Source organism: Thiogranum sp. (assembly GCF_058323355.1).
On sequence record NZ_JBTTIO010000028.1, the window covers coordinates 1 to 12562 of the forward strand.

11 protein-coding genes are annotated in these 12562 nt (G+C 56.1%); 6 read left to right on the top strand and 5 right to left on the bottom strand.

The window, feature by feature from the left end; all coding sequences use genetic code 11:
* The 3 genes from ACW81B_RS04555 to ACW81B_RS04565 all read left to right on the top strand — a co-directional run.
* Positions 1–266: oxidoreductase dimerization domain-containing protein (locus ACW81B_RS04555; protein ID WP_491579030.1), on the top strand; the 266-nt coding region annotated here is incomplete at its 5' end.
* A gap of 15 nt (positions 267–281) precedes the next feature.
* Entirely contained in the window at positions 282–944 is a 663-nt protein-coding gene (locus ACW81B_RS04560; RefSeq protein WP_491579031.1) for a class I SAM-dependent methyltransferase, read from the top strand.
* 177 nt (positions 945–1121) lie between these two features.
* On the top strand, positions 1122–1904 hold the full coding sequence (locus ACW81B_RS04565) for a sulfite exporter TauE/SafE family protein (RefSeq protein WP_491579032.1): 783 nt from the start codon (positions 1122–1124) through the stop codon (positions 1902–1904).
* A 20-nt stretch (positions 1905–1924) separates the two neighbouring features.
* Here ACW81B_RS04565 and ACW81B_RS04570 read toward each other — a convergent pair whose 3' ends face one another.
* The gene (locus ACW81B_RS04570; protein WP_491579033.1) at positions 1925–2947 is read right to left on the bottom strand and encodes a class I fructose-bisphosphate aldolase; all 1023 of its coding nucleotides are present in this window, start codon (positions 2945–2947) and stop codon (positions 1925–1927) included.
* A 46-nt stretch (positions 2948–2993) separates the two neighbouring features.
* Complete coding sequence (locus ACW81B_RS04575) at positions 2994–5372, bottom strand: phosphoketolase family protein (RefSeq protein WP_491579034.1); 2379 nt, start codon at positions 5370–5372, stop codon at positions 2994–2996.
* Between the two features lie 178 nt (positions 5373–5550).
* Here ACW81B_RS04575 and ACW81B_RS04580 point away from each other — a divergent pair, with 178 nt between their 5' ends.
* Positions 5551–6054, top strand: coding sequence for a DUF1269 domain-containing protein (locus ACW81B_RS04580; RefSeq protein WP_491579069.1), 504 nt, complete (start codon positions 5551–5553; stop codon positions 6052–6054).
* Positions 6055–6064: 10 nt separating this feature from the next.
* Here ACW81B_RS04580 and ACW81B_RS04585 read toward each other — a convergent pair whose 3' ends face one another.
* Both ACW81B_RS04585 and ACW81B_RS04590 read right to left on the bottom strand, forming a co-directional pair.
* Positions 6065–7243, bottom strand: a complete 1179-nt coding sequence (locus ACW81B_RS04585) for an acetate/propionate family kinase (protein ID WP_491579035.1) — start codon at positions 7241–7243, stop codon at positions 6065–6067.
* A gap of 6 nt (positions 7244–7249) precedes the next feature.
* Entirely contained in the window at positions 7250–7654 is a 405-nt protein-coding gene (locus ACW81B_RS04590; protein ID WP_491579036.1) for a phage holin family protein, read from the bottom strand.
* 236 nt (positions 7655–7890) lie between these two features.
* Here ACW81B_RS04590 and ACW81B_RS04595 point away from each other — a divergent pair, with 236 nt between their 5' ends.
* Both ACW81B_RS04595 and ACW81B_RS04600 read left to right on the top strand, forming a co-directional pair.
* The gene (locus ACW81B_RS04595; protein WP_491579037.1) at positions 7891–8457 is read left to right on the top strand and encodes a hypothetical protein; all 567 of its coding nucleotides are present in this window, start codon (positions 7891–7893) and stop codon (positions 8455–8457) included.
* Positions 8458–8467: 10 nt separating this feature from the next.
* Positions 8468–9862, top strand: a complete 1395-nt coding sequence (locus ACW81B_RS04600; protein WP_491579038.1) for an MBL fold metallo-hydrolase RNA specificity domain-containing protein — start codon at positions 8468–8470, stop codon at positions 9860–9862.
* Here ACW81B_RS04600 and ACW81B_RS04605 read toward each other — a convergent pair whose 3' ends face one another.
* Positions 9863–12454 (bottom strand): plasma-membrane proton-efflux P-type ATPase, encoded by a 2592-nt coding sequence (locus ACW81B_RS04605; protein WP_491579039.1) that lies wholly within the window; start codon positions 12452–12454, stop codon positions 9863–9865.
* Positions 12455–12562: the final 108 nt, after the last annotated feature.

Here is a 12562-nt window from a genome sequence, read left to right on the forward strand (position 1 = left end):
AAACGTCCGGTCTTGCCAAGCTGGTGGCACACAAGGGAAAGATTCTTGGTGCGTCCATACTCGGTCCTCACGCCGGTGAACTGATTCATGAAATTGCACTGGCCATGAAGACCGGTGCAGGCATAGGCGATATCTCGGCCACAATTCACGCCTACCCGACACTGGCGCAGGTCCACCGGCGTACCGTCAATACCTTCTACGGGAAGAAACTGTTCAGCCCGGCTACCCGACGGCTGGTGAAGTGGATCAACCGCCTGATACCCTGAACAGGGACCACCGCCATGACAGGTATCGCTGACCCGGCAGCCTATGAGGCCTGGTACCACACGCCTCGTGGGCAATGGATTGCTGATCGTGAATTTGGCTTGCTGAAAGAACTGTTAAACCCCGAACCGGGTGCCTCGCTGCTGGACATCGGTTGTGGTACCGGCTACTTCAGTCGCCGTTTTGCACGGCTCCCTTTATCGGTGACCGGAATTGACCCGGACTTTGCCGCATTGCAGTTTGCCAGGGTGCAGGGTGAGGCAATCCACTATGTACATGGGTGTGTTCAGTCGCTGCCTTTTGCGGATAGCGCTCTCGATTACACCGCTGCCGTGACCAGTCTCTGCTTTGTTGAAGATCCGTTACAGGCCTTGCAGGAAATGTGGCGTGTCACCCGCCACGTGCTGGTGCTCGGCTTGCTTAACCGTCACAGCTTGCTCTACTGGAGAAAAAGAGGGCGAGGTGGTTATGCCGGCGCCCGCTGGGACACGTCGAATGAGGTGCTGAAAACATGGGTGCCTGCACTCACACCTGCACCCGTAGAAACCCGGTTGCGCAGTGCTGTTTTTCTTCCCGGGGGAAGCCGGATAGCGCAGTGGAGTGAGCGCAGGATGCCGTCCTCACTGGCATGCGGTGGCTTCCTGGCTGTCGAATTGAGGAAGAAGGGGGGATCGGCCTAAGGAGCCGTATTAATCTAACAGATACAATAAATCAATGACTTGGGATTTATTTAATGAGGGCAGGGTTGTTTCCTTGACCAGCGGGAATTTAGTGGTATTCTAGTATTCAAGTGAGTACTTGAATAGTGGTATGGGTTTGATTGCCACTGACGTTATTCCACGGTTACGGAGAGGCTTATGTCTGTTTCAATCATTATCGCCGGTCTGGTCACAGGTTTTTTACTGGGTGTCTTCGGCAGTGGTGGCTCTATCATCACCATGCCTGCCTTGCTTTATCTGCTGGATGTAGAACCCAAGTCAGCGATTGCCATGAGCCTGGGTATCGTTGCGGTTACTGCCACTATTACGGCCATACAGCACTGGCGGCATGGTAATGTGGATCTCAGGATCACTGCCATTTTTGGATTGTTTGGTGTGGTGGGAACCTACTTCGGTGCACTCGCAGGGGTAATCACGCCAGTTGTTATTCAACTCGGTGTCTTTGCACTGGTGATGTATGCGGCAGCCTGGAAAATGCTGATACCCCGACCCGAACATAAATCCGTGGGTGCAGCCGCAGTAACTGATTGTCCCGATGGTAATTGTGATGACCTTCAGTACGGGCATATTGCCATGCATGGTATTGGCGTAGGTCTGCTGACGGGTATCGTGGGCGTGGGCGGCGGGTTCCTGATTGTTCCTGCGCTGGTGTTATTGTCCGGCCTTTCCATGAAGAAAGCCGTTGGCACTTCGTTAAGTATCGTTGCGCTTAAATCTTTTGCCGGTTTTGCCGGTTATGCTGGTGCAGTCTCGATTGATTACCCAATGATGGCAGTATTTACAGCGATAGCAGTTGTCGGCAGCGTAGCTGGCAGTCAGTTGGGGCACCGTTTGCCAGCCAGCCTGCTTAAACGTGGCTTTGGTGGTTTTCTGTTGCTGGTGGCCAGCTACATTCTGGTCAAGAGTGTGTTGCTCGGTTAAGTGTGCAGAATGTGAACTTTTCAGGCCGCAGGCTCCAGCTCGGGTCGATACTCACCAAGCATGGCCAGGTGGTTCATGCGTGCACGTTCGAGCAGGGCCTGTTGCGCCGTCGGCATGTTCTCTACTTTTCCTTCCCAGGCCTGTAGTGCTGTCTGCTGCAGGGCGCGGCCATAGGAGATACTCAGCAGCCAGGGCGAACCGGCTCCCTGCTGATTCAGTGCATTCAGGTTGGCTGTGGCTTCTTGCGGCCCCTGCCCACCGGACAGGAAGTTGATACTGGGCACGGCAGCCGGGACAGTACGCCGCAGAACCCTGAGCGTGGCAGCTGCCACCTCGTCCGGTTCGGCGCGGCGGCAATCCTTGCCGGGCAGTACCATGTTGGGCTTCAGGATCATCAACTCAAGCGCCACATGATGGCGGTGCAGGGCATGGAACACGGCATGCTGTACGGCTTGCGTGACCTGAGCATGACGATCGATGTCATGATCACCATCCATTAATACTTCCGGTTCGACAATTGGTACCACTCCTTCGGCCTGGCACACAGCCGCATAACGGGCGAGCATTTCCGCGTTGGCTTCAATGCCGTGCTGTGTGGGTACATGTTTGTCGATGGCGTAGACCTCGCGCCACTTGGCAAAGCGTGCACCCTGTGTTTTGTAGGTTCTCAGCCGGTCGGCGAGGCCATCAAGCCCCTGGGTGATGAGATCGCCGGGCGACAGCGCCAGTGGCACCTTGCCCTTGTCTACCTTGATGCCAGGTACAATCTTCTGTGCCCAGGCAGCTTCCGGTATGGTTTTCCCGGCTGCGGTGTTCTGGCCCAGTGTCTCCTCAAACAGGATGATACCGCTGATGTATTCACCCAGCCCCTTGGTTGTCACCAGCAGGCTGCGCCAGGCGCGCCGTGTCTCTTCGGTTGATTCAACATCAATGGCCTTGAAGCGTTTGGCAATGGTCGGTGAGCTTTCGTCAGCGGCAAGAATACCGCGACCTTTTTGCACCATGTCCTTGATGGTATTTTCAAGTTCAGTCTGGTGTTCCATGTTATACCTCCTGTTTACTACGCTGATATTCAGCCTGTATATCCTGCTACCAGCTCCAGTTGCGGATTTCCGGCATGTCCTGGCCGTGTTCGGTGATGTACTGCTTGTGTTCGATCAGCCTGTCACGCATGAGTTGTTTCAGGTATACCCCTTTTGAACCGAGTCCCTCTACCCGGTCGACGACATCCCTGACAAGGTTGAAACGGTCAAGCTCATTCATGACAGTCATGTCGAACGGTGTAGTCGTTGTGCCTTCTTCCTTGTAACCGCGCACGTGCAGGTTGTCGTGGTTGGTCCGGCGGTAGGTCAGGCGGTGGATCAGCCAGGGATAACCGTGAAAAGCAAATACAATCGGTTTATTGGTGGTAAACAGGGCATCGAAGTCGGGGTCACTGAGGCCGTTCGGATGTTCTTCCCTGGGCTGCAGGGTCATCAGGTCGACAACATTAACCACACGAACCTTCAGTGCCGGGAGATGCTCACGAAGCAGTTTCACCGCCGCAAGCGTTTCTATGGTGGGAACGTCACCGGCACAGGCCATGATAACGTCAGGATTACTGTCCGCATCATTGCTTGCCCATTCCCAGATACCGATGCCGGCGTGGCAGTGCCGGATCGCCGCATCCATGTCCAGCCACTGCGGTTCCGGTTGCTTGCCGGCAATGATGACGTTGACCAGGTTGCGGCTGTTCAGGCAGCGATGGGTGATACACAGGGTGGTATTGGCATCCGGTGGCAGGTAGACACGCACAATATCTGCCTTCTTGTTCACGACATGATCGATAAAGCCGGGATCCTGGTGTGAAAAGCCGTTGTGATCCTGTCGCCAGACGTGTGAAGTCAGCAGGATATTCAGTGATGCAATCGGTTGCCGCCACGGGATCTCCTTGCTGACTTTGAGCCACTTGGCGTGCTGGTTGAACATCGAGTCGACAATGTGGATAAAGGCTTCATAACAGGAAAACAGGCCATGTCTGCCGGTCAGAAGATAGCCTTCCAGCCAGCCCTGACAGGTGTGTTCGGAAAGAATTTCCATCACCCGGCCGTCTGGCGAGAGGTGGTCGTCATAGTCATGGGTCTCGGCTTCCCAGGCCCGGTTAGTGACCTCCAGCAGGGCGCCGAGACGGTTGGAAACGGTTTCGTCCGGGCCCATTACGCGAAAGTTGTTCTGCCCGGCGTTCAGGGTCATGACATCGCGAAGAAAGACGCCCATTCGGCGGGTCGCTTCGCCAACAGAAGCGCCGGGTGCAGGGACATCTACCGCGTACTCGCGATAGTCCGGCAGTTTCAGGTTCCGTAGCAGCAGGCCGCCGTTGGTGTGGGGGTTGCTGCCCATGCGTCGATTACCTTTCGGTGACAAGGCTGCCAGTTCCGGCATCAGCCGGCCGTTGTCATCAAACAGGGTTTCAGGGCGGTAGCTTTTCATCCATTGTTCCAGCACACGAATATGTTCCGGTTTTTCCGCCAGTTGTGCGAAAGGCACCTGGTGGGAACGCCAGTAGTCTTCCAGTTTCAGTCCGTCGATCTGTTTCGGACAGGTCCAGCCCTTGGGCGTGCGCAGGATAATCATCGGCCAGCGCGGTCGGGTAGAGACATTGTTGTTGCGCGCGTGTTCCTGAAGGGTATGGATGTCGTTGATAACCTTGTCGAGCGTAGCAGACATGGCCTGGTGTACGGCCTGTGGGTCCGCTCCTTCAATCAGGTACGGTGTATAGCCGTATCCGCGAAACAGGTCCACCAACTCCTCGCTGCTGATACGCGCCAGTAGAGTCGGGTTGGCAATCTTGTAGCCGTTGAGGTGCAGGATTGGCAGTACAGCCCCGTCGCGCTGCGGATCCAGAAACTTGTTGGAATGCCAGGCGGTGGCGGCCGGGCCGGTTTCCGCCTCGCCATCGCCGACCACGCAGGTGACGATCAGGTCAGGGTTATCAAAGGCCGCGCCGTAGGCATGACTCAGGGAATATCCCAGTTCACCGCCTTCATGAATCGATCCGGGCGTCTCCGGTGCGGTGTGGCTGGGTATGCCACCGGGAAACGAGAACTGTTTGAACAGTCGTTTCATGCCGGCTTCATCGCGGGTGATATTGGGGTAGAGTTCGCTGTAGCTTCCCTCAAGATAGGTGTTGGCGACCAGTCCCGGTGCGCCATGTCCGGGACCGGTGACGTAGATCATGTTCAGGTCGTGTGCGCATATCACCCGGTTGAGGTGGGCGTAGATCATGTTCAGGCCGGGCGTGGTGCCCCAGTGTCCCAGCAGGCGCGGTTTGATGTGTTCAAGTGACAGCGGCTGTTTGAGCAGCGGGTTGTCCAGCAGGTAGATTTGCCCGATGGAGAGGTAATTGGCGGCGCGCCACCAGGCATCGATCAGGCCGAGTTCATGGTTGTCGAGAGGCGTATCGGTAACCGTAAAATTTGCTTTGATCATGGTATGTCCCTGTGTGCCGGTGGCAGGCCGCCTTCATGCGCAGCGTGCCGGGAATTCTGCGCGCGCCCGCTACACCTTGCTGCAACCTGGGTGACAGCCATGCCGCCCCTGGTGGCCTACTGTATATCTCATAGTATATGAGCTGCTTAATAAAAAACCCGGAAAAGGAGTGCATGTGATGAGACGCTTATATTTTCTTCTTCCCAATGTGGAAGTTGCACACAAGGTGGTCGATGAATTGCTGCTGGCACGTGTCGAGGAGCGCCATATCCACATCATTGCGCCGGAAGGTGTGGCACTGGGTGATTTGCCAGAAGCGACATTGCTGCAAAAAAGTGATTTTATCCCCGCCGTTGAGCGTGGAGTTGCACTGGGCGGGGCAACCGGCATACTGGCCGGTCTCGCTGCGATTGCCATGCCTGGCGTTGTTGTTGCCGGTGGTGCGCTGCTGGCAATGAGTCTGCTGGGTGCAGGCATGGGGGCCTGGCTTGGCGGTATGATCGGTATGGATGTCGATAACACCCGTGTAAAGGAATTTCAGTCAGCCATTGAAAAAGGTGAACTTTTGATGATGGTTGATGTGCCGAAGGATCGAGTCAGCGAAATTGAAAGCCTGGTCAAGAAACACCATCCTGATGCTGACTTTGAGGGGACCGAGCCGACGATCCCTGCTTTCCCGTAATAGCCGGCTGTCACTGGGAGGGCAGCACGGCAAGTGTGTGCCTGGCAATTACCAGCTCCTCGTTGGTGGGTATAACCCATGCTTCAACACGACTCCCTGACGTGCTGATGCAGGGTGCGGTCCGGGTGTTGGCCGATGCGTCGAGTTGCAGTCCCAGCCAGTCACATCCTGCGATGATGGCGGAACGTATCTGCGGGCTGTGTTCACCGATACCGGCAGTGAATACCAGTGCATCGATGCCACCCAGTGCTGCGGCCAGGGAGCCAATGGCGCGCACGGTGTGGTGAACAAACAGGTCGATAGCAAATCGGGCCGGTTTTTCTGTCGAGTCAAGCAGGGTACGCATATCATCACTGATACCTGATACCCCCAGCAGCCCGGATTCAAAGTAGAGCAGATCGGAAACAGCCTGCGCGGTCATACCCTGTTCCAACAGGTAAAGTACGACAGCGGGATCAATGCTGCCGCAGCGAGTGCCCATTGGAACGCCATCCAGTGGTGTAAAGGTCATTGTCGTTGCAATACTGTGACGTTGATGCATGGCGCACAGACTGACACCATGCCCGATGTGAGCCACAATAATTCTGCCATCGGCTTTTTCTCCCAGGTATTCGGGCAGCACGCTGGCGATATATTCATAAGACAGACCATGAAACCCATAGCGCCTTATATCATTAAGTTCTTCTTTCTGCGGGAGGGCGAAGTGTTGTTCGACATCAGTACGTGTGCTGTGAAATGCTGTGTCGAAGCAGGCAACCTGGGGTATGCCCGGTTGCAGTTTCTGTAATGCCGTAATGCCCGCCAGGTTGGCTGGCAGGTGGTTGGGTGCAAGCGGTATTAATGCCTGCAGATAGTCGAGCACGTCATCGGTGACAGGAACCGGTGCATCGAAGCGCCTTCCGCCATGCACAATGCGATGGCCGACTGCGGTCAGTGTGGTATCCCCGGCCTGCTCCGATAGCCATGTCATCAGGATGGACAGTGCATGTTCATGGTTTTCGAGGACGATGGTCGTTTTACGGGTGTGCTTGCCTTGCGAGACCCGGAAGCAACCGTTCTCTCCGATTCCGCTCAGCTGGCCACGATAGCGGAGTTGCGGTGTGCTGCGATCCGCGCAGTCAAACAGGGCGAATTTCAGGCTGGAGGAACCACTGTTGATAACCAGCAGGCTGTCGTGGCTGCCCGTCATGGCGGGCTAGATTCTGTACATCGGGTGGTTGGTGCTCATCTGTATCCAGAACACCGTATCAAACATGAGCCACTGGACAAGGATAAACCCGACGATGGCCAGCAGCGCCATGATGATAGCGGCGAGTACCGCGTCACCAAAACGCTCGACCTCGAAGCCTGGCACGATGGCAGCAGTCAGTTTTAGCATTACCGCGTTAATCAGCAGTGCAAACAGTCCAAAGGTAACTACTGTAAGCGGTAAGGTGAGGAACCAGAGGATCGGCCGGATCACCGCATTGATCGCGCCCAGTACCAGTGCCGCCAGCAGCAGGCTGCCGGCAGATCTGGCCCGCACACCGCCAACCATGAGTGTGACCAGCGAAAGCCCTGCTGCGGTTACCAGCCAGATCACCAGAAACCCGATTAACATTTTCCCTGCTCCTGTGATTTACGGGCTATTGTGCCGGTTCAGGCCTGTCCGGGCTGCAACCTGGGTGACAACACCATGGGACAAATGGTGGTAGATTTGACGCCTGTTCCGGATCGTCGCAGGTGTTTTGAGCGGGGTCAATGACCATTCGGTATCCCGTCGCGCATGCTTCGCGGCAGGCTGAGCGTTGTGTAGAACCGGGGAACAAGCCTATGAGTGATACGAGCAAAAAACCAGTGGCAGAAGCTAAACCGCCGTACCTGGAGCTGGCGTGCGGCATATTCGATAACGAGACCTCGGCGATGCGGGTGGTGGAGAAACTCATCGAGGATGATTTCCCCATGGACCAGTTGTCCCTGTTACACCGTTCCGGTGGCGAGGGTGACGATATGCTGGGCCTTGCCTTTACCAACACCAAAGAACGCGTGAAAGTCTGGGGTGAACATGGTGCGGCATGGGGTGCGCTGTGGGGACTGCTTGCCGGCGCTACAGGTCTGTTCATGTTGCCGGGTATCGGGCCATTGCTTGCAGCAGGGCCGGTTGTCGAGGCGCTGGGTGGTGCGATTGCAGGCGCGGCGCTGGGGGGTGGCGCGATGGCCGGTGCAGCAGCACTGACCCAGCTGGCCAGTGCCCTGCACCGGATGGGTATACCGGATGCCGATATCGAAATGATTCACGATGCCATCCAGCAGGGGCGTTATGCCGTTATCCTGCACTGCACGCCGGAACAGGTGGAGCAGTGCGCCATGCGACTCAGCTGGGCCGGTGCTGATCCAGTGGTTACCATGCCGATCGCGCATTGAAGAGGTGGTCATGAAAATCTCCTTTCATGGCGCCGCACAGGGTGTAACAGGGTCATGCCACCTGCTTGAATGTGCAGGAAAGCGTATCCTGATCGATTGCGGTATGTACCAGGGTGGACACGAGCTGGTCGAAGAGAATTCTGCGCCGTTCGGTTTTGACCCGGGCGATATTGATTATCTGCTTTTGACCCACGCCCACCTCGACCACTGCGGGCGTATTCCGCTGCTGGTCAGGCAGGGGTTCAGGGGCGAGATCATTACCACCTCCGCATCGGCAGAGCTGGCGCGCCTGGTTATGCTGGACGCTGCAGGTCTTCAGGAGGAGGAGGCGCGTTACCAGTTACGCAAGGCGCGTCGACACGCTGGTAATCATGGTAAGAATATCGAGCCGCTCTACACCATGCTGGATGCGCTCAACAGTCTTGAGTATTTCGGTCGGCACGCAACATATAACGAAACCCTGAAACTCGATGGCGGGATTGGTGCAACCTATATCGATGCCGGGCATATTCTCGGCTCTGCCAGTATTGTGCTGGACCTTGAAGAAAAAGGCCGCAAGCATCGATTGCTGTTTTCAGGTGATCTTGGTTACAGCGGCAGGGCGATTTTACGGGGTCCGGTCAGTCCGCAACCGGTTGATACCCTGGTAATGGAAACAACGTATGGCGACCGTTGCCACAAGCAGTTACAGCCATCCATCGATGAGTTGTATGGCGTAATCAATGAAACCGTCAGGCGAGGCGGGAATATCATCATTCCAACGTTTGCGCTGGAACGTGCCCAGGAAGTGTTGTACTACCTGCGGGAAGGGGTGAACAACGGGCATATCGAGCACTTCGCCAATGTGTTTCTCGATTCACCCATGGCGATTTCCGCCACACAGATTTTTCGACGGCACCCGGAGTGTTTCAATGCAGAAACACGCAGGATTTTTGATGCGGGCGAGGACCCCTTTGATTTGCCCGGATTGCACTTTACCCGTGAGACAGCCGAATCCATGTCCATTAACCAGATCGATGGCGGTGCAGTGATCATGGCAGGCTCGGGTATGTGCACCGGGGGGCGCATACGCCACCACCTCAAGCATAATTTGTGGCGCAGGCAGAACAGTATTGTGTTTGTCGGTTATGCGGCAGAGGGCACACTGGCACGCCGTATAATCGATGGTGCCGGGAGCGTGCGAATCTTTGGCGAAGAGATTCCGGTCAACGCCAGTATTCACACGATCGGCGGGTTTTCCGCGCACGCCGACCAGGCTGAACTGCTGGCGTGGCAACAGCGTACCGGAAAGCCTGATACGACTTTCCTGGTACACGGTGAAGAAGCCGCCATGCAGGCATTTTCACGGAAACTAACCGGCACCAGGGTAGAGATGCCTGCTCTGCACCAGGTCTTCACCCTGTAATCAACGGTTGCGCAGCATGCGGTAGGCCGTGATCTTTACTACATCGTTGATAACAAACCAGACCAGGGCATAGGCCCAGATGCCCAGCGCATACTCCCAGCCGATTGGCGTGACGAAGATACCGTATACAGCTATCAGCGTTCCCAGGATTTCGGTGCCGAAGGTGGCGCCAAACAGCAGGGCGGACGGGTAGGGACGTTTCCAGAACCAGTTATCTATACGGGTGATATACAGGGTGCTGTGTCCGGCGATAATCAGTTTCAGAAACAGCAGTGTTTGAATCAGTTCTTCGGGCAGTCCCTTTTCCTGCAGGATGTAGAACAGCAGGAAGGACGATATAACACCTGTAACCCCGAGCACGCTGGATACCGTCAGTAACTCTGGCATATTCCAGCGTACCGGTTTCCTGTCCACACGTGTGTGGTCGTAGGCAATGGCAAGGATGGGGATGTCGTTGAGCAGCGCCAGAAGAATAATCATCAATGCCGTAATGGGGTAGAAGTTGAATACCACAATTGATAGTGTTATGAACAGGATGATGCGGATGGTTTCCGCGATACGGAAGGTGGCGTAGCTTTTCATCCGCTCGAAGGTAATGCGTGCCTGCCTGATGGCTTCGTTGATGACGGACAGCCCGGGTGCGGTCAGGATGATGTCAGCTGCCGCGCGTGCCGCGTCAGTGGCATTGGCCACGGCAAAACCACAGTCGGCTTTTTTCAGTGCAGGTGCGTCGTTGACGCCGTCACCGGTCATGGCGACCAGGTGGCCGCCTTTTTGCAGCGTGTCGACAATCCGGTACTTGTCTTCCGGCACCACTTCGGCAAACAGATCCACGTCCTCGATCATATCAATGATGGCTGATTCGTGGGTGTGGATGAATTCGCGTTCCAGCAGACGTGTGTCATAGAGTTCTGCCAGTGTCTCCATGACCTCGCTGGCAAAGCGCCGGGCTTCTGATTGTGATACATCGTCCTTGAGGCGCGAGTAGATGGCCGCAGACAGGGCGGACGTCAGCGCCAGCAACTCCTGGCTGCCGCTGCCAGTCAGCTGTTTTGAACGGATGGTTTCACCTTCAAGCCCGAGCAGCCGGCCGACTTCACGGGCAATGGCGACGTGATCCCCGGTGACCATTTTGACGCGGACGCCGTAGTCCCGCATATCGGCAATAACCTGTGCGGATTCCGGACGCGGTGGATCGTAGAGAGGAATGAGGCCAATCAGCTGCAAGGGCCGGTCGCCGGTTTTCCGGCCCACTGCCAGTGTGCGGTAACCCTTTGTGGCCAGTTGGTCGACAAGTTTATTGACGATGGCGGCTTCCTCGTCCGGCAGTTGTGCCATTTCCGACAGTACCTGTGCGGCACCTTTTACCGCAGTAAATGTTTCTTCATCTGTTTCGATCTCTGCTTCGGTACGTTTGCGTATTGGGTCAAAGGAACTGAAGTGTGTCTGGCGGTAGACCGTCAGATCCATATCCGGCAATTTTTCATCGATGTAGTGGAAAATCGGTAATTCAATCGGATCGTTGTTCTCCAGGCGTGAAGCAAGCGCTGCCACCAGGAACAGTTCCGGAATATCGTGCCCGTCGAGCACCACCGGTTTGGCGACTTGCATGCGGTTTTCGGTCAGCGTACCGGTCTTGTCGCTACAGAACACATCGACGCCGGCCAGTTCCTCGATGGCCGTGAGCTTTGACACGATCGCCTGGCGGCGGGCAAGATTCATGGCGCCAACCGCCATGGTGACGGACAGTACTGCCGGCAGTGCGACGGGGATGGCGGCAACGGTCAGTACCAGCGCGAAGCGGATAATCTCGATCAGTTCATCACCGCGGAACAGCGATACCAGGATGATCAACAGCACCAGCGCAACAGTGATCAGGATAAGAAAGTTGCCGATCTGTATCACCATTTTCTGGAAGTGACTGCGTTCTTCCAGTTGCGCCCTGGCGACCAGTGAAACGACACGGGAGAAACGTGTGCGCATAGCGGTATTAACAACAACCGCCAGCATTTCGCCCTGCTTGACGACGGTGTTGGCATAGGCGACTTCATTGAGCTTGCGGCTGACCGGTAATGATTCGCCGGTCAGTGCGGACTGGTCGATAAGCAGGTAGTCGCCGGAGAGCAGCTGCACATCGGCGGGTAGGATATCTCCAATCCTCAGTCGCACCACGTCCCCGGGTACCAGCTCCCGCGCGGGTATGACTTTCATGCTGCCGTTGCGCAGTACGTTTACCTGGCGAGCCATTCTTTCTTTCAACGCCTTTAGCGCGTTGAGGGCGCGATGCTCCTGGAAAAAGTCAAGGCTGGCATTGACCAGCAGCATTACCACGATGATGCTGAAGTCTTCCCATTTTCCGGCCATTGCCGACAAAATAGCCGCCGCTTCGATCATCCACGGAATGGGCGCCCAGAAACGCCGGAAGATTCTGTGCCAGAGCGGTTCTTCCCGCTCCTCGACCTCGTTGGGGCCATAGTCCCTGAGGCGCTGTTCCGCTTCGGCCTCAGTGAGGCCCTGTTGCGGGTCCACGTCCAGTGCCTTCAGCGTTTCGCTGATATTTTGCTGTGCGTAGTTGTCAGTGTCCTGGGTCATGTTCGAATCCTGGTTGAAAATACCGGATACGGGATGCCGCAAGACTAGCGTGATTTATCTTTCCAGCCTGCAACCCAGGTGACAGCTGAGATAACGCTGATGGCCTAG

Coding starts and splice junctions, on each gene's coding strand:
- ACW81B_RS04560 (WP_491579031.1), top strand. CDS start 282: ATGACAGGTATCGCTGACCCGGCAGCCTATGAGGCCTGGTACCACACG.
- ACW81B_RS04565 (WP_491579032.1), top strand. CDS start 1,122: ATGTCTGTTTCAATCATTATCGCCGGTCTGGTCACAGGTTTTTTACTG.
- ACW81B_RS04570 (WP_491579033.1), bottom strand. CDS start 2,947: ATGGAACACCAGACTGAACTTGAAAATACCATCAAGGACATGGTGCAA.
- ACW81B_RS04575 (WP_491579034.1), bottom strand. CDS start 5,372: ATGATCAAAGCAAATTTTACGGTTACCGATACGCCTCTCGACAACCAT.
- ACW81B_RS04580 (WP_491579069.1), top strand. CDS start 5,551: ATGAGACGCTTATATTTTCTTCTTCCCAATGTGGAAGTTGCACACAAG.
- ACW81B_RS04585 (WP_491579035.1), bottom strand. CDS start 7,243: ATGACGGGCAGCCACGACAGCCTGCTGGTTATCAACAGTGGTTCCTCC.
- ACW81B_RS04590 (WP_491579036.1), bottom strand. CDS start 7,654: ATGTTAATCGGGTTTCTGGTGATCTGGCTGGTAACCGCAGCAGGGCTT.
- ACW81B_RS04600 (WP_491579038.1), top strand. CDS start 8,468: ATGAAAATCTCCTTTCATGGCGCCGCACAGGGTGTAACAGGGTCATGC.
- ACW81B_RS04605 (WP_491579039.1), bottom strand. CDS start 12,454: ATGACCCAGGACACTGACAACTACGCACAGCAAAATATCAGCGAAACG.